The 19,505-nt window shown below is 70.8% G+C and carries 20 protein-coding genes; 14 read left to right on the top strand and 6 right to left on the bottom strand.

The features are described 5' to 3' along the window. Positions 1-8: 8 nt before the first annotated feature. From ABLE93_RS13155 to ABLE93_RS13140, 4 genes are read right to left on the bottom strand one after another with little or no spacing between them, the layout of a single operon-like run. The gene (locus ABLE93_RS13155; RefSeq protein WP_348840269.1) at positions 9-1,955 is read right to left on the bottom strand and encodes a peptidoglycan D,D-transpeptidase FtsI family protein; all 1,947 of its coding nucleotides are present in this window, start codon (positions 1,953-1,955) and stop codon (positions 9-11) included. A gap of 10 nt (positions 1,956-1,965) precedes the next feature. After that, a complete protein-coding gene (gene ftsL, locus ABLE93_RS13150) occupies positions 1,966-2,577 on the bottom strand; it encodes a cell division protein FtsL (RefSeq protein ID WP_348840268.1) in 612 nt (203 codons plus the stop codon). Between the two features lie 5 nt (positions 2,578-2,582). Further along, positions 2,583-3,620, bottom strand: a complete 1,038-nt coding sequence (rsmH, locus tag ABLE93_RS13145) for a 16S rRNA (cytosine(1402)-N(4))-methyltransferase RsmH (protein ID WP_348840267.1) — start codon at positions 3,618-3,620, stop codon at positions 2,583-2,585. Then, entirely contained in the window at positions 3,617-4,090 is a 474-nt protein-coding gene (locus tag ABLE93_RS13140) for a division/cell wall cluster transcriptional repressor MraZ (protein WP_348840266.1), read from the bottom strand. Before ABLE93_RS13140 ends, rsmH begins: the two co-directional genes overlap by 4 nt. 249 nt (positions 4,091-4,339) lie before the next feature. Here ABLE93_RS13140 and ABLE93_RS13135 point away from each other — a divergent pair, with 249 nt between their 5' ends. The 4 genes from ABLE93_RS13135 (at position 4,340) to ABLE93_RS13120 (ending at position 10,251) form a co-directional block, all read left to right on the top strand. Next, the gene (locus ABLE93_RS13135; RefSeq protein WP_348840265.1) at positions 4,340-6,523 is read left to right on the top strand and encodes a CHASE2 domain-containing protein; all 2,184 of its coding nucleotides are present in this window, start codon (positions 4,340-4,342) and stop codon (positions 6,521-6,523) included. 63 nt (positions 6,524-6,586) lie between these two features. Then, complete coding sequence (locus tag ABLE93_RS13130; RefSeq protein ID WP_348840264.1) at positions 6,587-9,208, top strand: ABC transporter transmembrane domain-containing protein; 2,622 nt, start codon at positions 6,587-6,589, stop codon at positions 9,206-9,208. A gap of 23 nt (positions 9,209-9,231) precedes the next feature. After that, on the top strand, positions 9,232-9,675 hold the full coding sequence (locus ABLE93_RS13125; protein WP_348840263.1) for a Crp/Fnr family transcriptional regulator: 444 nt from the start codon (positions 9,232-9,234) through the stop codon (positions 9,673-9,675). Between the two features lie 81 nt (positions 9,676-9,756). Then, positions 9,757-10,251: a hypothetical protein gene (locus ABLE93_RS13120; protein ID WP_348840262.1), complete on the top strand. Its 495-nt coding sequence runs from the start codon at positions 9,757-9,759 to the stop codon at positions 10,249-10,251. Between the two features lie 15 nt (positions 10,252-10,266). On the opposite strand, the gene ABLE93_RS13115 is transcribed toward ABLE93_RS13120, so the two are convergent. Both ABLE93_RS13115 and ABLE93_RS13110 read right to left on the bottom strand, forming a co-directional pair. Beyond that, a complete protein-coding gene (locus tag ABLE93_RS13115) occupies positions 10,267-10,632 on the bottom strand; it encodes a helix-turn-helix domain-containing protein (RefSeq protein WP_348840261.1) in 366 nt (121 codons plus the stop codon). 270 nt (positions 10,633-10,902) lie between these two features. Next, on the bottom strand, positions 10,903-11,682 hold the full coding sequence (locus tag ABLE93_RS13110) for a DUF2076 domain-containing protein (protein ID WP_348840260.1): 780 nt from the start codon (positions 11,680-11,682) through the stop codon (positions 10,903-10,905). A 209-nt stretch (positions 11,683-11,891) separates the two neighbouring features. On the opposite strand from ABLE93_RS13110, the gene secB reads away from it, so the two are divergent. The 10 genes from secB (at position 11,892) to ABLE93_RS13060 (ending at position 19,433) form a co-directional block, all read left to right on the top strand. Beyond that, on the top strand, positions 11,892-12,371 hold the full coding sequence (gene secB / locus ABLE93_RS13105) for a protein-export chaperone SecB (protein ID WP_348840259.1): 480 nt from the start codon (positions 11,892-11,894) through the stop codon (positions 12,369-12,371). A gap of 144 nt (positions 12,372-12,515) precedes the next feature. Next, on the top strand, positions 12,516-14,132 hold the full coding sequence (locus ABLE93_RS13100) for a sensor histidine kinase (RefSeq protein WP_348840258.1): 1,617 nt from the start codon (positions 12,516-12,518) through the stop codon (positions 14,130-14,132). Between the two features lie 79 nt (positions 14,133-14,211). Continuing rightward, complete coding sequence (locus tag ABLE93_RS13095) at positions 14,212-14,907, top strand: response regulator transcription factor (RefSeq protein WP_348840257.1); 696 nt, start codon at positions 14,212-14,214, stop codon at positions 14,905-14,907. 157 nt (positions 14,908-15,064) lie between these two features. Beyond that, positions 15,065-15,142 (top strand): pyrroloquinoline quinone precursor peptide PqqA, encoded by a 78-nt coding sequence (pqqA, locus tag ABLE93_RS13090; protein WP_081437156.1) that lies wholly within the window; start codon positions 15,065-15,067, stop codon positions 15,140-15,142. A 50-nt stretch (positions 15,143-15,192) separates the two neighbouring features. Then, positions 15,193-16,092, top strand: a complete 900-nt coding sequence (gene pqqB, locus ABLE93_RS13085) for a pyrroloquinoline quinone biosynthesis protein PqqB (protein ID WP_348840256.1) — start codon at positions 15,193-15,195, stop codon at positions 16,090-16,092. Next, positions 16,089-16,913, top strand: a complete 825-nt coding sequence (gene pqqC, locus ABLE93_RS13080) for a pyrroloquinoline-quinone synthase PqqC (RefSeq protein ID WP_348840254.1) — start codon at positions 16,089-16,091, stop codon at positions 16,911-16,913. The genes pqqB and pqqC overlap by 4 nt, the downstream gene beginning before the upstream one ends. Before the next feature lies 1 nt (position 16,914). Continuing rightward, entirely contained in the window at positions 16,915-17,190 is a 276-nt protein-coding gene (pqqD, locus tag ABLE93_RS13075) for a pyrroloquinoline quinone biosynthesis peptide chaperone PqqD (protein WP_348840253.1), read from the top strand. Further along, complete coding sequence (pqqE, locus tag ABLE93_RS13070) at positions 17,187-18,362, top strand: pyrroloquinoline quinone biosynthesis protein PqqE (RefSeq protein WP_348840252.1); 1,176 nt, start codon at positions 17,187-17,189, stop codon at positions 18,360-18,362. The genes pqqD and pqqE overlap by 4 nt, the downstream gene beginning before the upstream one ends. After that, positions 18,359-19,108 carry a hypothetical protein gene (locus ABLE93_RS13065; RefSeq protein ID WP_348840250.1) on the top strand — a complete coding sequence of 250 codons (750 nt, stop codon included), beginning with the start codon at positions 18,359-18,361 and terminating at the stop codon, positions 19,106-19,108. The genes pqqE and ABLE93_RS13065 overlap by 4 nt, the downstream gene beginning before the upstream one ends. Next, a complete protein-coding gene (locus tag ABLE93_RS13060; protein WP_348840249.1) occupies positions 19,089-19,433 on the top strand; it encodes a hypothetical protein in 345 nt (114 codons plus the stop codon). The genes ABLE93_RS13065 and ABLE93_RS13060 overlap by 20 nt, the downstream gene beginning before the upstream one ends. The last annotated feature ends 72 nt before the right edge of the window (positions 19,434-19,505 follow it).

Below are 19,505 nucleotides of genomic sequence, written 5' to 3'. Positions count from 1 at the left end.
CCGGGGCGCTAGTTGCGGTCGGCCACCTTCAGCGGCATGCGCAGGAGCTGCTCCGCGTTGGGCAGGTTCTGCCGCGGCGCGATGTTCAGCATGGGGGCGATGCGCTCCACGATCTTGCCGGCGGTGGGCGCCGCGTTCCAGCCCGAGGTGGCGAAGCCATAGGTCTCAGAGGTGGCCTTGGGCTCGTCCAGCATCACCAGGACGAGGTAGCGCGGCCTGTCCATGGGGAAGACGGCAGTGAAGGAGGTGAGCAACTTGTTCTTGGCGTAGCGCCCGCCCACCACTTTCTCGGCGGTGCCGGTTTTGCCGCCCACCATATAGCCGGGCACCTCGGCTTTGGTGGCCGTCCCCTTCTCGGCATTGAGGCGCATGATGTAGCGCATCTTGTCGGAGGTCTCGGGCTTGAGCACCCGCACCGCCACCTTCTGGGCGTCCTCCTCGGACCGCTTGAGGAACGTCGGCGGAATGAGCAGGCCGCCGTTGACCATGGAGTTCACCGCCATCACCGCCTGCAGCGGCGCGACGGACAGGCCGTGGCCGAAGGCGATGGTGGCCGAATTCAGCTCGCCCCAGCGCCGGGGCACGATGGGCTCGGAGCTCTCCGGCAGCTCGGTCCGCAGGCGGTCGAGCTGGCCCATCTTCTTCAGGAAGGCCTTGTGCGCTTCGACGCCCAGGGACAGCACCATCTTGGCCGTGCCCACGTTCGACGAGACGAGGAAGATCTCGGGCACGGTGAGGACGCGGTTCTCCGCGTGGTAGTCGGAAATCTTGAAGCGGCCGAAATGCATGGCGCCGCGGGCGTCGAAGGTGGAGTTGAGCCCGATCTTGCCGCTGTCGAGCGCCATGGCGAAGGACAGGGCCTTGAAGGTGGAGCCCATCTCGAACACGCCGGTGGTGAGGCGGTTGAGGTAGGCGTCATCCTTGGGGTTGCCGGGATTGTTGGGGTCGAAGTCGGGCAGCGAGACCATGGAGATGATCTCGCCCGTGCGCACGTCCGTCACCACGGCCATGGCGTGCAGAGCCGAGAACTTGTTCTTGGCGCGCACCAGCTCGTCGCGCACCGCGTGCTGCACCCGCGCGTCCATGGAGAGCTGCACCGGCTCCTGCTGGCGGTCGGTGGCAAAGCCCGCGAGATGGAGCTCGGCAAGGCCGCGGCCGTCGATCCACTTCTCGATGCCGGAGATGCCCTGGTTGTCCACATTCACGCCGCCCATCACGTGGGAGATGATGGGACCGTCGGGATAGATGCGGCGGTTTTCCTTGAGGAAGCCGATGCCCGGGATGCCGAGGCGGTGGATGGCGCGCATCTGCGCCGGCGTGATCTCGCGCTTCAGCCAGGCGAAGCCCTTGCCGGAGTTGAGGCGCTTGCGCGTCTCCTCCACATCGAGGTCTGGCAGAACCTTGAGCAGCCCCTCCAGCGCCTCGTCCGGGTCGATCAGCCGTCGCGGCTCGGCGAAGAGGGAGGGGGATTTCACGTCGATGGCGACGATGTCGCCGTTGCGGTCGATGATGTCGGGCCGCGCCGAGGCGATGGCGTCCGAACCGCGCCCGCGGGACGCTCCCGTGTCGGCGGTGAGCGCGAGATGGGCGAGCTGCGCGGCGATGGCGAGGAACACGCCGCAGAAGGCGACCATCACCAGCCGGATGCGGCTGCGCGCGATGCTGTCGGCGTCGCCCCGGTCGAGGCCGAGGAGCCCGCGCACCACGTGGCGTGCGCCGCGCCAGACGAGGAGGGCGAGGCCCGTCGTGAGGGGCCACACCACGTTCCAGGTGGCGCGGGCGCCGCGGGCGCCGCCACGGGCGGAGGCCCGCCCGGCCGCTCCGGCCTGACGGCCGAGGCTTTCCAGCAGAACGGCGCAGGCGGCATCGGCCTGCCGCAGGGTCGGGCCGATGGCCGCGGCGACGGCGGACGCGGTGCGGGTGATGCGATCGGTGAGGGAGATCATGTCGGGCATGGCGGCCTCGTCAGCGGAAGCCGGCCAGGAAGCCGGGGGGCAGCAGGCGCTCGAGGGGATTGGTGGGCTCGGGCGGCGGCGCGGGCTCGGGCGCCGCGGCCGGCGCCTGCTGGATCGCCGGTGCGGCGCGCGGCGCCGGTGGGCGGGGGGTGGCGGACGCCGCTGCCGGCGGCTTCGACACCGGCGCATTGGCCGGGCGCAGCGCCGAATTGGCGGGCACGGTGGCGCCGCCGGAGCTGGTGGGCGCGGTGGTGGAGGCGGACGGCTTCGTCCCGGCCGAGGAGGTGACGAGGGGCGCGTCCACCAGCGCCTCGATCATACCGCCGATGCCGTCCGGTCCGGACGCTGGCTTTTCTGGCAGGTCGTCGAGGCTGGAGATGGAATCCACGTCGAGCCGCTTCATGTCTAGATGCCGCTCGGCGAGGCCCTGGATGTAGATGGGCGAGGTGCGCCGGGCCCATTCCGCCCGCATCTGGGCGATGGAATCGCGCTCCTTGCGGATTTGGGTGCGCAGGCTTGCGAGGCGCTCGGCCTCGGCGGTCGAGGCGACCTTGAGCTGGTAGACCACCGCCGCGGTCACCAGAAGCGCGACGACCATCACGACATTGGCGACCCGGAACATGTTTTCTAGCGTCTCCGCCCTTGGCGTTGCGGTGAAGGGGGTGGAAGCAACCCCATCAGGTCACCGCCCGGATGCGCCGGGGCGTCCGTGCGTTCGGCCGCGCGAAGCTTCGCGGACCTTGCGCGTGGATTGCCTGCCACTTCGTCGGGACCGGGCTCCACCGCGCCTTTCGCCACGAGGCGGAAGGACGGCTCCGGCCCTTCCGCTTGCGGCTGATGGCGCGAGGCGGACGGTGCCTTCGACCGGTGTGACAGAAAAGTCTTAACGATCCTGTCCTCGAGGGAATGGAAGGTGACGATCACCAGCCGTCCCCCCGGCTTCAGCGCCCGCTCGGCGGCGGCGAGGGCCTCCACCAGCTCCGACAATTCCTCGTTCACCGCGATGCGCAACGCCTGGAAGGTGCGCGTGGCAGGATGGATCTCGCCGGGCTTGGCCCACACCACGCGGGAGATGATCTCGGCGAGCTGGGCGGTGCGGGTGATGGGGGCCTCCTCCCGCGCCTTGACGATGGCCTTGGCGATGGCGCGGGAGTGCCGCTCCTCGCCGAAGGTCCAGATGATGTGGGCGAGGCGCACCTCGTCGAGGGCAGCGCAAAGGTCCGCGGCCGAGAGCCCGTCGCCCCCCATGCGCATGTCCAGCGGGCCATCGCGGCGGAAGGAGAAGCCGCGCTCCGCCTCGTCGATCTGCATGGAGGAAACGCCGATGTCGAGCACCACGCCGTCGAGCGGGAGTGCATGCTGTTCGGCGGCGATGTCGTCGAGGCGGGAAAAGCGATCCTGAACCAGCGTGAGCCGCCCGCCCGAAGCCTCCACCAGCGCACGGCCCGCGGCGATGGCGGTCGGGTCGCGGTCGATGGCGATGACGCGGCAGTCGGCGGCGGCGAGAATCGCGCTGGTATAACCTCCCGCGCCGAAGGTGCCGTCCACGTAATGGCCGGCGTCCTTCGGCGCGAGGTGCGTGAGAACCTCGGCGAGCAGCACGGGCAGATGACGGGCCGGTCCGCCAGCGGCGTCGGCGGGGCCGACTCCGTGGCCCGTCGTCATGTCCTCGTGCTCCCCGGGTTCTCCGCTCGGGAGCCGATGGCCCGGCGCAGCTCGCGCACCTTTTGGGTGGCCTCCGCGAGATGCGCCTTCAGCCGCTCCGGTTCCCAGATGCGGAACTTGTGCCCCAGCCCCACGAAGGCCACCTGATCGGCGATGGCGGCGTGGGCCTTCAGCGTCTCGGTCAGCATCACCCGGCCCTCCGGGTCGATGCGCAGGGTCTCGCTGGTGCCGTAGAGGGCGGCGGCCAGCTCCTCGCGCGCCTCGGAATAGGGCGGATAGCTCTCGATCAGCGCGTCGATCTCGCCGATCAGCCGGTTTCCGCCCGCATCCAGCGCGGGCTCGGCAAGGCTCGGATGGCAATAGAGGCCGTCCGCGCCGTCCTTCGCCAGCACCATGCGGTAGGGCGCGGGAATGGAGACCCGGCCCTTGGCGTCGAGGCGCATCGTGTAGGTGGACACGAAGCGGTCCATGGCGCCCGGGTGCCCTCGTGTTGCGGCGGGCGCCATCGCGAGCGGCCCGCGTGACGGCACAGGCCGTCCAAACTGGTCATGGGTAAAAATGGGTTATCATGGGATAGCATGGGCCGTCAATGAATTGGCGTGGGCGACAGCGCTCAACGTCTGCTTGCGGCACCACTGTCCGCGGCGCGCACCCCGCCGCTTCCGCCGCGCTTGCCGCCGCGCTAGGCTCCGGCCGTTGCAACGGAAATCGCCAGCCGCATGTGGTCCCGCCTCTACTGGCTCGCCGTGGGCGGCCCCCTCGCCGCCGGCCTCCTGCTCATGGCGGTGGACCCGGCGCCGCTTGCGGATGCGCGCAACCGCCTGTTCGACCTCTACCAGCGCGCCGCGCCGCGCCTTTACGACCCCGACCTTCCGGTGCGCGTGGTGGACGTGGACGACGCGTCCCTCGCCCGAATCGGCCAATGGCCCTGGCCGCGCACCACCATTGCCGCCTTGCTGGAGAAGCTCGCCGGCCTGGGGGCGGCGGCGGTGGCGTTCGACATGGTGTTCTCCGAGCCCGACCGGCTCGATCCCGCCGCCGTCGTGAAGCTGCTGCCCGAGGCGGCCCGCGCCCCCGCCGAGGCGGCGCTGGCCGGTCGCGACAGTTCCGACCGCCAGCTGGCGGCGACGCTCGGCGCGACCCCCTCGGTGCTGGGCGCGATCCTCACCCACGGGAGTGGCGGCAGCTATCCGGCCAAATGGGGCATCGCCAGCGCCGGCGATGACCCCCTCGCCTTCGTGCCGCGTTTTTCCGGCGCGGTGGTGCCGCTGCCGGAATTGGCCGCGGCGGCGCGGGGCATCGGCACGCTCAACTGGCTGCCGGACCGCGATCAGGTGGTGCGGCGCGTCCCGCTGCTCCTGTCCGTGGACGGGCGCTTGGTGCCGAGCCTCGCCGCCGAGGCGCTGCGCGTGGGGCAGGGTGCCTCCACCTATGTGGTGCGCGCCTCCAACGCCAGCGGCGACCAGGCCTTCGGCACGCAGTCGGGCATCACCGCGGTTAAGATCGGCGCCCTCGACGTGCCGACTGACGCCTCCGGCGAAGTGCGCGTGCGCTTCTCCGCCACCGACCCGCGCCGCTTCCTCTCCGCCGCCGCCGTGCTGGACGGCACCGTGCCCGCCGCCGACGTGGAGGGGCGGATCATCCTGATCGGCTCCAGCGCGCCGGGGCTGATGGACACGCGGGCGACCCCGCTCGATGCCGCGGTCGCCGGGGTGGAGGTGCAGGCCCAGCTCATCGAGCACATCGTGACCGGCGCGCGCCTCGTGCGGCCGGATTGGGCACGGGGCGCTGAGATCCTCCTGGCGGCCGTGCTGGGCCTCGCACTCGCCCTCGTGCTGCCGCGCATTCCGGCGCTGGCGGCTGGCGTCGCGGGGGCTGTGGTTCTGGCGGCACTTGGCGCCGGTACGTGGCTCGCATTCCGCCAGTTCGACCTTCTGCTCGATCCCATGGGGCCCGGCGCGGCGGTGCTCGCCACCTATGTGCTGGGCGTCCTCGCCCTCTATCGCGAGGAACAGCGGCAGAAGAAATGGGTGCGCTCGGTGTTTGGCCGCTTCGTCTCGCCCAAAGTGGTGGACCGCCTCGCCGCTCAGCCGGACCGCCTCGTTCTCGGCGGCGAGACGCGCGAGATCACCATCCTGTTCTGCGACCTGCGTGACTTCACATCTTTGTCCGAAACCATGGACGCGCAGGCGCTCACCCGTTTCATGAACGCCTATCTCACGCCCATGACCGAGGTCGTGCTGGCCCATGGCGGCACCATCGACAAATACATCGGCGACGCCATCATGGCCTTCTGGAACGCGCCGATGCACGATCCCGCCCACGCCCGCAACGCCGCTTTGTGCGCCCTTGCCATGTCGCGCCGGCTGGATGTCCTCAACGGCGAATGGCGGCGCGCCGCCGAGGCGGAGGGCCGGCCGTGGCAGGACGTGCGCTGCGGCATCGGTCTTGCCACCGGGCCGTGCTGCGTCGGCAATCTCGGCTCGGCCCAGCGGCTCGAATATTCCTGCCTCGGCGACGACGTGAACCTCGCCTCCCGTATCGAGGGCGCCACCAAGTCGCTCCGGGTGGACATTCTGGTGTCCGAGGCGACCCGGGACGCCTGTCCCGACCTCGCCTTCCTGGAGGCGGACCTGCTGATGCTGAAGGGCAAGTCCCGGGCGAGCCAGCTCTATTTGCTCGCGGGCGATGCCGCCTTCGCCGCGTCGCAGGATTTCGAGCGGCTGGGGCGGCGGCATGCGGCGCTGATGTCGTCCTTCGGCGCCGGCGCGATGGCCGAGGCGTGCGGGCTCGCGGGCGATCTGGCGGGGGAAGCACCGCCTCGCCTCGCCCGCTTCTACGGCCTCTATACGGAGCGGTGCCTGGGTGCGAACGGCGCGACGGCGCCGGCCGGAAGTGCCTGAGGCGGCGCCGTTTCCCTTGCTTTCGCCCTTGCCAAGGCGGGCTGGCGCCCGCAAGAAGAATTCATGAGCGGCGCGGACCCACCCCCCCCTTCCGGGCGAACGGACCAGACGGCGCGCGGCCCCGCACCGCGCGATCTGCTCACCTTTCTCTGGCGGTTCGAGCCGCTCGCCCACATCAAGCTGTTCGCCCTCGTCCTCCTGCTGCTGCCGTTCAACTACGCCTCGCTGGAGCTGCCGCGGCTGATCGTCAACGGCGTCACCGATGCCCTCGGCGGCACGGTTCCGCGGCTGCTTGCCATGGATATCGCCTTGCCGGACGTGCTGGGCGGGGCCGTGCTGGTGCGCTTTCCGGGTTTCGAGGTTTCCGCCTTCGGCCTCCTGGCCGGATTGGCGGCGGTGCTGTTCGCGCTGCAACTGATCCAGCAGCACATCTCGCGGCTGATCGAGATGGCGAAGGCCCGGCTCGGCGAACGCACCCTCGTCAGCCTGCGCCGCCAATTGTTCGACGTCATCCAGCGCCTGCGGCCGGAAGCGCCGATGAAAAGCAAGGCGATGGAAGTGGGTAACATGCTGCGGTTCGAGGTGGGGCCCATCTCCCCCTTCGCCGGCATGGCCTTCGCCCAGCCGTTGAAATCCGCCGGGCTGATCGGCTCGGCGACGCTGCTCATCTTCACCCAGAACGCGGCGCTTGGGGCCTGCGCCATCGGCATCCTGGCGCTCAATTACGTGCTGCTCGGGGTGCAGCGGCGGGACAATGCCACCAAGCTGCAGATCTACCAGCGGGAGGCGGTGGCGCTGGGCAAGCGGGTGATGGCGGGGATCGAGCGGCTGCCCCTCGTCCATGGCTTCGCCACCAGCCCGTGGGAACGCGCGGCGGTGGATGCGCGGCTCGCCGTGGTCTCCGAGGCCAACCTCGATCTGAAGCGGCAGAACTTTACCGACCGGGTGCTGAACCTGCTGATGTCGGATGTGCCCACCCTGGTTTTCTACTTCGTCGGTGGGTGGCTGGCGCTGACCGGCGCCATCAACATCGGCCAGCTGGTGGCGGTGGTAGCGGCATACGCCCAGATTCCCGAGCCGCTGAAGGAGCTGATCGACTGGGACGAGAAGCGCGTCATCGCCCAGGTGCGCTACGATTTCGCCCGCTATTACCTCGACACCAAGGAGGTCTGGCCGGAGGGCTCGCAGGATGACCAGGCGAGCGCGAGCGTGCCGTTCGACGGCTCGATCCGGGTCGCCGACCTCGGGGTGGTGGACCCCGCCGGCAGCCAGCTTCTCGACGGGGTGAGCTTCGATGTGCGGCCCGCCACGGCGGTGGCGCTCAAGGGGCCGGATGCCGGCGGCAAGCATGCCGTGGCGCGGGTGTGCAGCCGCGCCATCTCGCTCTACAGCGGCAGCGTCCGGCTGGGCGGGCACGATCTCGCCAGCGTGTCGGAGGCGGTGCTGGGACGTCACGTGGCCTATGCCGGCGGCGACCCGGTGGTGCTCACCGGATCGCTGCGCGAGAATCTGCTGTGCGCCCTCCAGCGCGGCGTCCCTGCGACGGGGAGCGCATCCGACGCGGGCGAAGCCCTCGATCGCGCCGCCCTCGCCGCCCTCGACCTCGCGGGGCTCGGCGATCTCGTGGTCCGGCTGGGGCTGGAACGCCGGCTCGATCCCGACGCCAGCCCCCACCTTGCGGAGAGCATCGTCGCGCTGCGCGCCGCCGTCACCGATGCGGTGGCCCGGCGGCAGGCGGAGACCGGGCGCACCCTGATCGAGCCGTTCCGCTTCGCCGCCTTCAACCGCTGGATGACGCTGGCCGAGAACATCCTGTTCGCCACCCCGCTCAACGACACCCGCGGCGCCGCCTCCCTCCTGGCCGATCCCGGCCTGCTGCCGCAGCTGGAGCGGATGGCGATGGCGCAGGATCTGACCGCCCTCGGCCTCTCGGCGCTGCGCACCCTCGCCGAGCTGGCCGGCGGGTCGGAGGAGCTGGCCGGCATCGACACCAAGGGCCTGCTGCGGACCGACGAGATGGCGGCCGCCCGCGCCCTCCTCGCCCGCGCCGGTGGCAGCCTGCCGGGGCAGGACCGCGCCTTGCTGCTGCGCATCGCCGGGCGCTACTGCGAGCCGCGCCATCGCTTCGGCCTCATCGACGCGGTCTGGCAGCAGCGCGCCCTCGAGGCCCGTGCCCAGCTTGCCCACCTGAAGGATGTGTCCGGAACGCCGCTGGCGCGCTACCAGCCGGACAGCTATTGCCGCGCTTTGACGGTGCGGGACAATCTGCTGTTCGGCCGCATTGCTGCCGACCGGGCGGGCGCGGCGGCCATGGTGGACGAGGTGGTGCGGGGGTGCCTGGAACAGGACGGCTTCATCGGCGAGGTGGAGCGCCTCAGCCTCGACGTAGCCCTGGGCGACGGCGGGCTCCCCCTGTCGGCGGCGGAGCGCGGCAAGCTCACCCTCGCCCGCTGCCTGATGGCCGATCCCACCATCCTCATCATCGACGACGCGCTGGTGCCGCTCGCGCCGGCCGACCAGAGCCGGCTGATCGAGACGGTCCTGGCCCGGCGCGCCGGGCGCACCACCCTGGTGGTGCTGGACGCAGCCGAGCCGCTGGACTTGTTCACGCAGGTGATCGTCCTCGAGCACGGGCAGGTGGAGCGCGTGGAGACGGGGCCGGCGCTGGCCGCCACCGGCAGCTGAAGGCGGGGCACGACGGAGGTTTCATGAGCATCGAAGACGAGGCCCGCACCCTAGCCCGCATCCCCATGTTCCGCGATCTGGAGCCGAGCCAGCTGCGCCTGCTCGCTTTCTCGGCGACGCGGCTGGACGTGGCGGCGGGGGACGCCCTGTTCCATCAGGGCGAGGCCTCCGATGCGGCCTATGTGGTGCTGGACGGCACCGCGGTGATCGAGGTGGTGGCGGGGGGCGTGACCCATGAGATCGCCCGCCTCGGCCGCGATACGGTGGTGGGAGAAATGGGCGTCCTCACCGGCGAGGCGCGCAGCGCCACGGTGCGCGCCGGCGGCCCCATGAGCGTGCTGCGCATGGAGAGCGATCTGTTCCTCGAGCTGCTGGACAAGACCCCGTCCCTCGCCCGCTCGGTGCTGCGCGATCTGGCGCTCCGCCTGCAGGAGACGACGCGCGCCCTGGTGAAGGCCCGAGGCTAGCCAAACTCTTGAGCCGGATGACTTTTGCTGGCACGTCCGCGGCCCTTCCGACCCTTGCGTTGCGCTAGGTCAGGCGCCACCATGGCGTACCGCACAGCGCGGTTCATCGGGGGAATGGAGATGCGATTCGTAAAGGTTGTGGTGGGTCTTGCCCTGGCGTTCAGCCTGACCGCCTGCTTTGAGGGCGCCCAGGGACCGGCCGGTCCCCAGGGCCCGGCGGGCGCGGTCGGCGCGGCCGGACCGCAGGGGCCGGCGGGCGTGGCGGGTCCGGTGGGGCCGGCCGGGGCGCCGGGGCCCGCAGGTCCCCAGGGTGCCACGGGTCCGGCAGGTCCCGCCGGTCCGGCGGGTGCGCCCGGCGCGGCTGGCTCGGCCGGAATCACCGTGCGCGCGGCGGACTGCCCGGCCGCCGGCTGCCTCGCCGGGTGCGAGACCGGCGAGAGCGTGGTGGGGGGCTATTGCGTCAACACCGACCGCGGCATGCAGCACATCGCCGTCTTCTCGTCCCGCGAAGGCAAGACCGAGGTGGAGTGCCTCAGCCCGGTGAAGCAGGTGGTTGCGGTATGCCTCAAGCCCTGAGCGCGCGTCGCCGTCTCAGCCCCGACGCCGCAGGATCTTGAGGCGGCCCAAGAGCTCGGCCACCGCCTCCGGCGGCAGGTGGCCGATCTCGCGGGCGAGGAGATTGGCGAGCTCGGTGGCCTGCGGCGACAGGCCCGCGGTGTCCACCACCACACGGGGGCGGGAGATTTCGGCCAGGCGCTGGAGGTCTTCCGCCTCGTCCCAGATCACATTGAAATAGGCGATAATGCGCTGGACCAGCGCCCAGGTGGGCCGGCCGCGCTTTCCCGTCTCCAAGGCCGAGAGATAGGTGGGCGTGACCCCGATGGCCCGCGCCATCTCGGTGAGGGTCACACCCCGTTGGGCGCGCAGGTCGCGCACCCGCCGTCCGAAGGGCGTCATCGAAAGTCCCACTGTCCCGCGCGGCCCGGCCCGCCGGGTCCGGGGCAGCCCCACCCACGCTAGAGCATTTCCCGATGGGACGGAATCCGGCGGCACGGGACGCCGGCTTTGGCTTGCGCTCGCGTGGGCGGTCTCGCGGTGTCCGTTTCCCCGATGGCTGGACCGCGAACTGTCGCGCCGCGCGATCAAGCAGACAAACGTGGGCTGGACGCGAAAACGGCGGCGCAAGCGCCGCCGTTTCAATTCTTTATGGGACGAGAGGCGCGAGCCTCAGGTCCAGCTGCTGTCGTCGCCGCCGCCGTCGCCACCCCAGTCGCCGCCATCGTCGAAGCTGGCGTCCTGCGGATCGGCATTCCAGAAATTGTCCTGTCCGGCGTCCTGTCCAGCATCACCGCCCAGGGCATTCTGGGCGTCCTGCCCAAGCGCACCAGGCGCGGTGTGGCCGAGCTCGGCCGCGGCGGCCTGGGCGACGGCGCCTTCGCCGCCGCTCATCATGTTCTTGATGCCGTCATAGAGCAGCGCGCCGCCGGCGACGCCCGCAGCAGTGGCGAGCGCCCCCTGGAGGAAGCCGCCGCCGCCGAAGCCGCCGCGCTGAGGCGCGGCCTGCTGCTGGCCCCACGGGCCGCCCTGCGGGGCATAGCCGCCCTGCTGCTGTCCGTAGCCTTGGTTGGCATAGCCCTGCTGCTGGCCATAGCCCTGCGGCAGGCCCATGGGCGCGCCGGCCGCGCGGGACCCGGTGGAGGGCACCGACGAGCGGCCGCCGCCGAACAGGCCGCCCAGGAAGCCGCCGCCGGACGAGCGCGACTGTGAGTCGGCCGCCCGGGTCTCGGCGTCCTGCAGCTGGGCTTCCAGCTCCTGCACGCGGGCGTAGGCCTGCTGGAGCGCGTGCTCCTGCACCAGCACGCTCTGCGCCAGGGCATAGGTGGCAAAGGGTGCCTCGGCGACGCGGCGCGCGATGAGCGCCTCGGCCTCCGCATCGCGCGGCTGATGGGCGACGCCACGCATGCGATCGAACAGGCCGTCGATCAGGGCACGTTCCTCGGGGGTCATCTCCGCCTCCGGTGGGTTGGACCGAGCCGGATATGAGCAGACGAGGATGGCCGAGGAAGGGCCGGGCCGGATGAATTTTTCGTAACGTAAGGGAAGCTGTCCTGACCGGAGCCGCCCGTCCTTGCACCTCCAAGGTAAAGCGTGGTAGCAGCGCGCGCCTTTCGCGCTGGCCCGTCCGGGCCAGCCAACAACCCAGGATGGAGATGCGCATGGCCACGCAGAATGGCGGCCCCACCCCGAATGCGGCGCCGTCGCTGAACGTGCTCGCGCAGTACACCAAGGATTTCTCGTTCGAGAATCCGAACGCGCCGCGCTCGCTGGCGGCTCCCCCCAGCCAGCCCGACGTCAACATCCAGATCCACGTCAACGCCAAGCCCGGCGGCAACGGCGAGTTCGAGGTGGAGCTGAAGATCGACGGCGGCGCCAGCGTCGACGGCAACACCCTGTTCGCCTTCGAGCTGGTCTATGCCGGCGTGTTCCGCATTCTCAACATCCCCGAGCAGAGCCTCCAGCCCGTGGTGCTCATCGAGTGCCCGCGCCTGCTCTTCCCCTTCGCCCGGCAGATCATCGCCGACGCGGTGCGCAACGGCGGCTTCCCGCCCCTGATGATCGACCCGGTCGATTTCGCCGCTTTGTACCAGCAGCGCATGCAGGCCGAGGCGCAGAAGCTCCAGCCCGGCCAGGCCTGAGCCTTCCGGCAGCACCGAGGACCAATCCGCCGCCGCAGGCGCCAGGCGCCTGCGGCGGCGGACTTTTTCAGCCGCCGCCGCTGTGGCAGGCTGGCCGCGCCGGCGGTGCCCTGAGGCCCCGCCGGGGGAGGACGCCCGGCGGCGATGAGATCCATCCGCTTCAAGCTGGCCGCGCTGGCCGCCACCGCCGCGCTCCTCGCGCTGCTCGCCGCCGCCGGCGTGCTGCTGGCGGTCCGCGCCGCCGACGAGGCGCTGGAGGCGACGGTCAGCGCCCAGCAGCGGCTCGACGTGCTCACCGAGATTTCCGCCCGCCTGTCCGACTACGGCCTCGCCGCCGTGGCCGCCACCGAGAGCCCGGCCGCCGGCCGCGACCGGCTCGCCGATGCCCGGGCCGGCATCTCCGCCGTGCTCGAGGCCGCCATGGTGCGCGCGGTGGGCACCGAGCCCATGCCCGGCACCGGCGTGCGCCCGCGCGAGCGCATGCTGGCGCACCTGCGCGCCGACTTCATCCTGCTCGACCGCCAGATCTCCGATGCCTCGGCCGACCCGGACGCCGGCGCCCGGGGCGACCGGGTCCGCGGCGCGCTGAACGGCTTTGCCGCCTCCGCAGGGCCGACCCTCTCCCTGCTGGTGGAAAGCGAGCGCCGGCAGGTGACCACCGCCCGCGAGGAGGCGCTCGCCTTGTCCCTGCGCCTGCGCATCGGCGCGGTGGTGCTGGCGGGGCTGGTTCTGGCCGCCGCCGTGGGGCTCTACCGGGCGCTCGCCCGCCCGCTGCTCGCCCGCCTCGCGGAGATCGACCGTGCCGCCGCGGCTATCGGCCGCGGCGATCTTTCCGCTCGCCTCGCCATCGGCGCGCGCGACGAGCTCGGCATCCTGATGGCCCGCTTCAACCGCATGGCCGGCCGCCTCGCCCGGCGCGAGCGGCAGGTGCGCGAGGACCGCGCCGCGCTGGAGCGCACGGTGGCCGAGCGCACCGCCGATCTCACCGCGGCCAACGCCCGCCTCGCCGCCATCGACGCCTCCCGCCGCCGCTTCTTCGCCGACGTGAGCCACGAGCTGCGCACCCCGCTCACCGTCATCATCGGTGAATGCGACGTCACCCAGCGCGCCCCGGCCATTCCCGAGGAGCTGAGCCGCTCGGTGCTCGCCACCATCCGCAAACGGGCCGGCATGCTGCACCGGCGGGTGGAGGATCTGCTGCGGGTGGCGCGCTCGGAAAGCGGCGAGATCCAGCTGGTCTTCCACGATTTCCCTTTGGTGCCGCTGCTCGCCGACGCGGTCTCGGGCCTTGGCAACGTCGCCCGCCGCCACGGCGTCGCTCTGGTGCTGGACGCCGGGCCGCCGGGTCCTCTCGTCCATGCCGACCGCGAATGGCTGCGGCAGGTGGTGGAGGGGCTCATCGACAATGCGCTGCGCCACGGCGGCACCCTCACCCGCATCACCGTCTCCGCCCGCTCGCTGCGCGACGGCGCCGGGGCGCGGTGGGAGGAGATCAGCGTCAGCGACGACGGCCGCGGCATTCCGCCCGAGGCGCGGGCCCGCCTGTTCGAGCGCTTCGCCCGCGGCGAGCGCTTCGGCGACGGCTCCGGATTCGGCCTCGGCCTGGCCCTCGCCGAATGGGTGGTGACGCGGCACGGCGGACGTATCACACTGGAGGACGGGGAGAGCGGCGGCACCCGGGTGGTGATCGTGCTGCCCGAGACCGTGGCCTCGGACGCCGCGCCGGCGCCGGACGAGCCGGCGGCACCAGCCGGCGCGTGAGGCCTCCCGCCCCGAACGATACGTCCCGCCGCCCCTCGACCGCCGAGCCGGGGGACCGCCGGCGGGCACAGGAGGAGCCATGAACATCCTGGTGGTGGAAGACGACAGCGACATCGGCGCCATCCTCAGCCGCGGCTTGTCGGCCGAGGGCTTCGACGTGACCGTGGTGGGCCGCGCCGACGCGGCGCTGGACACGGCGCGGCAGTACAATCCCTGCGCCGTGGTGCTCGACATCATGCTCCCCGACGGCTCCGGCATTGACGTCTGCCGGGAATTGCGCGCCACCGGCCATTCCGGCCCAATCCTCTTCCTCAGCGCCAAGGACGAGGTGCACGACCGCGCCGAAGGGCTCGGCGCCGGGGCGGACGACTACATCGTGAAGCCCTTCGTGTTCGGCGAGTTGCTGGCGCGGCTGCGGGCCCATCTGCTGCATCGTCTGGGGGAGGGCCATTCCGGCCGCGTCGTCGCCGGGCGTCTCGTGCTCGACCCCTCCACCCGCACCGCCATGTTCGGCGAGGTGCACGTGCGCCTCACCGAGCGCGAGGCGGAACTCCTCGCCCTGCTCATGGCGAACCCCAACCGGCCGGTGCCGCGCGGCGAGATCTTCGACCGGCTGTGGGCCAGCCAGGGCGGCGCTTCGCTCAATGTGGTGGATGTCTATGTGGGCTACCTGCGCACCAAGCTCGCGCCGGTGAGCCGCGCCGGCGGACCGCAGGTTTCCACGGTGCGCGGACGGGGATTCATGCTGGATCTTTCCGCCCCCGCGGCCCACTGACGGGCTTTAAATCCCCGCAGTGCAGTGCAGCATCATATTTTGCTTGCGGGAACCAGATCGAGCGACAATATTTGTACTCGTGTAGTGAAATTCCTCATTACATCAACTTCTTATGATCTTCTTAGAAGGATCGTGAGAGTAATCTGGAGGATCCATCATGCGCTGGAACAAGCCTCAGGTCTGCGAAGTCTGCGTCGGCATGGAAGTCACCGCGTATCTGCCGGCCGATTTCTGATCCAGGGCGGTCGGCGGCCGGGAGCGATTGGCAGGAGCGTTTGACGCATCATGCAGGTGATCGTTCTCGGTTCAGCGGCCGGCGGCGGCGTTCCCCAGTGGAACTGCCGCTGTCCGGTTTGTCGCCTTGCCTGGTCCAAGGACCCCCGGGTCGAGCCACGGACCCAGTCCAGCATCGCCGTCTCGCCGGACGGCTCGGCTTGGGTCCTCCTGAATGCCTCGCCTGACCTTCGGGCGCAGATTACCGCCACGCCCGCGCTTCAGCCGCGGGTCGACGGCCGCGACAGCCCGATCCGCGCCGTCGTCCTCACCAACGGGGACGTGGACCACATCGCCGGCCTTCTCTCCCTGCGCGAGCAGCAGCCCTTCGAGCTTTACGGCACCGCCGACACCTTGGCGCTGATCGGCGAGAACCAGGTGTTCGAGGTGGTGGCGCGGCAGATGGTGCCGCGCGAGCCGGTGGCCTTCGGCGCGGCCTTTTCGCCGGCGCCCGGCCTTCACATGGAATTCTTCACCGTGCCCGGAAAGGTGCCTTTGTGGCGCGAGGACGCCGCCCTCGTCATCGGCGAGGAGAGCGGCTCCACGGTGGGCGTCACCGTCACCTGCGGTGGCAAGCGCCTCGTCTATGTGCCCGGCTGCGCGGCGGTGACCGATGCGCTGCGCCAACGCATCGGCGGCGCCGATCTGTTGTTCTTCGACGGCACCCTCTATCGCGACGACGAGATGATCGAGGCCGGCGTCGGCACCAAGACGGGCGCCCGCATGGGGCACCTCTCCATGTCGGGCGCGGACGGCACGCTGGCGCTTCTGGCGGATCTCCCGGTGACGCGACGGGTGTTCATCCACATCAACAACACCAATCCCGCCCTCGTCGACGGCTCGGACGAGCGCCGCGCGGTGGAAGCGGCCGGCTGGGCCGTGGCCCGGGACGGAATGGAGTTCATCCTATGACCGCGCAAGCCGTGTCCGCGCAGCCCTTCGCCCGCCCCGTGGAAGCCGCCGAGGCGTTTCCGCCGCTGCCCTGCCCGCAGGAGGCGCTCTCCCCCGAGGGCCTGGAGGCGGCGCTGCGCGAGGTTGGCGCCACGCGCTACCACAACCTCCATCCGTTCCATAAGCTGCTGCATTCCGGCAAGCTGAACCGGGACCAGGTGCGGGCCTGGGCGCTCAACCGCTATTGCTACCAGTCGGCCATCCCGCGCAAGGACGCGGCGCTCATGAGCCGCTGCGACGACCGCGAGCTGCGCCGCGAATGGCTGCATCGCATCACCGATCATGACGGCTTCGGCGGCGACGGCGGCGGCATCGAGCGCTGGCTGGTCTTGACCGACGGGCTCGGCCTCGACCGCGACTATGTGATCTCCCGGGAGGGCGCGCTGCCGGCGACCAAGTTCGCGGTGGAGGCCTATGTGCGCTTCGTCGCCGAGCATCCGCTGCTGGAGGCGGTGGCCTCGTCTTTGACCGAGCTGTTCGCGCCCGGCATCCATGCCGAGCGCATCTCCGGCATGCTGGAGAATTACGACTTCATCACCGAGACCGTGGTCGCCTATTTCCGCCGTCGCCTCGACCAGGCGCCGAAGGATGCCGACTTCGCCCTCGATTATGTGAAGAAGAACGCCCGCACCGCCGCCGAGCAGCGCGCGGTGATCCGCGCCTTGACCTTCAAGACCGAGGTTCTGTGGGCGCAGCTCGATGCGCTTTACTTGGCCTATGTCGAGCCCGGCTGGCCCGCGCCGGGCGCGTGGCGCCCCGGCGTCGCGATCGTTGGATCGTGATATGCGCGCCGAGGAAACCGACGTGCCGCGCCTGCCCCGCGGCGTCAAACTGAAGTACGATCAGGTCCGTGCCCGCCACGTGCTGCTGGCGCCCGAGCGGGCGTTCGACATCGACGCGACGGCGGCCGCGGTGCTGGAGCTGGTGGACGGCGCGCGCACCTGCGGCGAAATCGTGGATGCGCTCGCCACGCGCTACAACGAGGCGCGCGAGGTGATCGCCGACGATGTCAGGGACATGATCGGCGATCTGATCGCGCGGCGGGTGATCGAGCGATGAGCGAGACCGTGGCCGAGATCGACACCGCGTCGGCGGCCCGCCCGGCCGTCGCCCCGCCGGTGGGGCATCCCATCGGCATCCTGTGCGAGCTGACCCATCGCTGCCCGCTGCGCTGCCCCTATTGCTCCAATCCGCTGGAGCTGGAGCGCCGCGAGGCGGAGCTGGACACCGCCACCTGGAAGCGCGTGCTGAGCGAGGCCGCGGCCCTCGGAATCCTCCACGTCCACCTCTCCGGCGGCGAGCCCACCGCGCGGGCGGATCTGGTGGAGCTGACCGCCCATTGCGCGGCGGAGGGGCTCTACACCAATCTCATCACCTCGGGCATCGGCCGTGCCTCGGCCATGATCGGCCCGCTCTCCGATGCCGGGCTCGACCATGTGCAGCTCTCGGTGCAGGGCGCCACGGCGGAGACCGCAGACCTGATCGGCGGCTACAAGGGCGGCCATGCGGCGAAGCTCGAATTCGCCCGCAAGGTCACCGACCTCGACCTGCCGCTGACGCTCAATGCGGTGATCCATCGCGGCAACATCCACGAGGTGGAGGCCATCATCGCCCTCGCCGTGGAGCTGAAGGCCCGCCGACTGGAAGTGGCCCACACCCAGTATTACGGCTGGGCCTACGCCAACCGCGCCGCCTTGATGCCCGCCCGTCCCGACGTGGACCGCTCCATCGCTCTGGTGGAGGAGGCCCGCCGGCGCCTGGAGGGCGTGCTGGTCATCGACATGGTGATTCCGGACTATTACGCCCGCTATCCCAAGCCCTGCTCGGGCGGCTGGGGGCGACGCACCCTCAATGTGACGCCCACCGGGCGGGTGCTGCCCTGCCACGCCGCGGAAAGCATCCCCGGACTGGAATTCTGGTCGGTGCGCGACCGGTCGTTGGGCGACATCTGGCGCGCCTCGCCGGCCTTCAACGCCTTTCGCGGCACGTCCTGGATGCGCGAGCCTTGCCTCAGCTGCGAGCGGCGCGAGATGGATTTCGGCGGCTGCCGCTGCCAGGCCATGGCGCTGCTGGGCGATGCCAGCGCCACCGATCCGGCCTGTTCCAAATCTCCCTTCCACGCCCGCGTGGAAGCCCTCGCCACCGCCGAGGCCGCGGCCGACGCGCCGTCCTACGCCTATCGCTCCATCGGCGGTGCGCCGTCCGAGCCAACCGAGGGAGTGAGGTCGTGAGCCGCTCCAGCCCCCTCCGGCGCCCGTCGCGCCGGCCCGTCCATGCGTCCTTCCATCAGGCTGCGGCACTGGCCTTGGCGCTCGCCGTGTCCGCCATGGCCGCCGCTCCGGTGCTCGCGGGGCCCGCCCTTGCGGCCACCAAGGCAGCGCCCCCCGACGCGGCGACCCTGCTGTTCGAGACGCCGCAGCTCGCCGCGACCAAGCCGGGCGAGACCCTCGCCTATGCCTATACACGCAAGGTGTCCGATCCCGAGCTCGGCGCCACCTTCGACGATCGCATCGTGCTCCATGTGGAGGCGAGCGCCGGCGGGGGTGATGCCCGCGACGTGAAGGTGGATTTCTTCTCCGCCGAGCGCCACCGCGCCGCCGGGCCGTTCGAGGACGTCACCACCAATCCGGTGCTCCTGCTGTTCCTGGAGAACCACCTTGCCGACCTCGCCGGACGGCTGAAGGGCAATCCGCGCTATTTCAAGAACGCCATCCGCAGCGCCCTGCGCGATGCCGCCACGGTGGAGCCGGCGGAGCTTTCGGTGGGCGGCAAGACCTTGAGCGGCTGGCGGGTGAGCGTCTCCCCCTTCAAGGGCGACACCAACGCCTCTCGCATGCGCGGGCTCGACAGCCTCGTCTACAGCTTCGACATCACCCCGGACCTGCCGGGCGAGATCGCGCGCATCGCCATATCCGCGGAGGCGCCGGGGGGCCGGCTGTGGGAGGAGAGCATCGCCTATGATCCGAAGGGCATTTGAGGCCGCAGCGCTGCTCCTCCTTCTCGGCGGGGCCGCGGTGGCGGAGGAGAACGACTATCCCACCAACGCGCGCGTGGACTATGTGATCGGGTGCATGGCGGCCAACGGCCAGTCGCGCGAAGCCATGAACCGGTGCGCCTGCTCGGTGGATACGCTGGCGTCCATCCTGCCCTACGAGCGCTACGTGGCGGCGGAGACCATTCTCTCCATGCGGCAGGGGGTGGGGCAGAGTGCCAGCCTGTTCCGCAACACGCCCCAGTACGACGACACCATCGCGGAGCTGCGCCGCGCCCAGGCGGAAGCTGAGGTGCGTTGCTTCAAGTAAAAGCACCGGCGGGGCAAGAAAATCCAGCATGCGGCGAGATTTGGCGCACGGACTTGCCGCGCTGCACAAATT

Source organism: Xanthobacter pollutisoli, assembly GCF_040044995.1.
Taxonomy (GTDB): domain Bacteria; phylum Pseudomonadota; class Alphaproteobacteria; order Rhizobiales; family Xanthobacteraceae; genus Xanthobacter.
Note: the sequence above shows the minus strand (reverse complement) of the source record. Positions and strands in the feature narration are given on the sequence as shown.

Excerpts from the sequence above, each read along its gene's own strand:
- ABLE93_RS13155 (WP_348840269.1), bottom strand. The coding sequence starts at position 1,955 with ATGCCCGACATGATCTCCCTCACCGATCGCATCACCCGCACCGCGTCC.
- ftsL (WP_348840268.1), bottom strand. The coding sequence starts at position 2,577 with ATGTTCCGGGTCGCCAATGTCGTGATGGTCGTCGCGCTTCTGGTGACC.
- rsmH (WP_348840267.1), bottom strand. The coding sequence starts at position 3,620 with ATGACGACGGGCCACGGAGTCGGCCCCGCCGACGCCGCTGGCGGACCG.
- ABLE93_RS13140 (WP_348840266.1), bottom strand. The coding sequence starts at position 4,090 with ATGGACCGCTTCGTGTCCACCTACACGATGCGCCTCGACGCCAAGGGC.
- ABLE93_RS13135 (WP_348840265.1), top strand. The coding sequence starts at position 4,340 with ATGTGGTCCCGCCTCTACTGGCTCGCCGTGGGCGGCCCCCTCGCCGCC.
- ABLE93_RS13130 (WP_348840264.1), top strand. The coding sequence starts at position 6,587 with ATGAGCGGCGCGGACCCACCCCCCCCTTCCGGGCGAACGGACCAGACG.
- ABLE93_RS13125 (WP_348840263.1), top strand. The coding sequence starts at position 9,232 with ATGAGCATCGAAGACGAGGCCCGCACCCTAGCCCGCATCCCCATGTTC.
- ABLE93_RS13120 (WP_348840262.1), top strand. The coding sequence starts at position 9,757 with ATGGCGTACCGCACAGCGCGGTTCATCGGGGGAATGGAGATGCGATTC.
- ABLE93_RS13115 (WP_348840261.1), bottom strand. The coding sequence starts at position 10,632 with ATGACGCCCTTCGGACGGCGGGTGCGCGACCTGCGCGCCCAACGGGGT.
- ABLE93_RS13110 (WP_348840260.1), bottom strand. The coding sequence starts at position 11,682 with ATGACCCCCGAGGAACGTGCCCTGATCGACGGCCTGTTCGATCGCATG.
- secB (WP_348840259.1), top strand. The coding sequence starts at position 11,892 with ATGGCCACGCAGAATGGCGGCCCCACCCCGAATGCGGCGCCGTCGCTG.
- ABLE93_RS13100 (WP_348840258.1), top strand. The coding sequence starts at position 12,516 with ATGAGATCCATCCGCTTCAAGCTGGCCGCGCTGGCCGCCACCGCCGCG.
- ABLE93_RS13095 (WP_348840257.1), top strand. The coding sequence starts at position 14,212 with ATGAACATCCTGGTGGTGGAAGACGACAGCGACATCGGCGCCATCCTC.
- pqqA (WP_081437156.1), top strand. The coding sequence starts at position 15,065 with ATGCGCTGGAACAAGCCTCAGGTCTGCGAAGTCTGCGTCGGCATGGAA.
- pqqB (WP_348840256.1), top strand. The coding sequence starts at position 15,193 with ATGCAGGTGATCGTTCTCGGTTCAGCGGCCGGCGGCGGCGTTCCCCAG.
- pqqC (WP_348840254.1), top strand. The coding sequence starts at position 16,089 with ATGACCGCGCAAGCCGTGTCCGCGCAGCCCTTCGCCCGCCCCGTGGAA.
- pqqD (WP_348840253.1), top strand. The coding sequence starts at position 16,915 with ATGCGCGCCGAGGAAACCGACGTGCCGCGCCTGCCCCGCGGCGTCAAA.
- pqqE (WP_348840252.1), top strand. The coding sequence starts at position 17,187 with ATGAGCGAGACCGTGGCCGAGATCGACACCGCGTCGGCGGCCCGCCCG.
- ABLE93_RS13060 (WP_348840249.1), top strand. The coding sequence starts at position 19,089 with ATGATCCGAAGGGCATTTGAGGCCGCAGCGCTGCTCCTCCTTCTCGGC.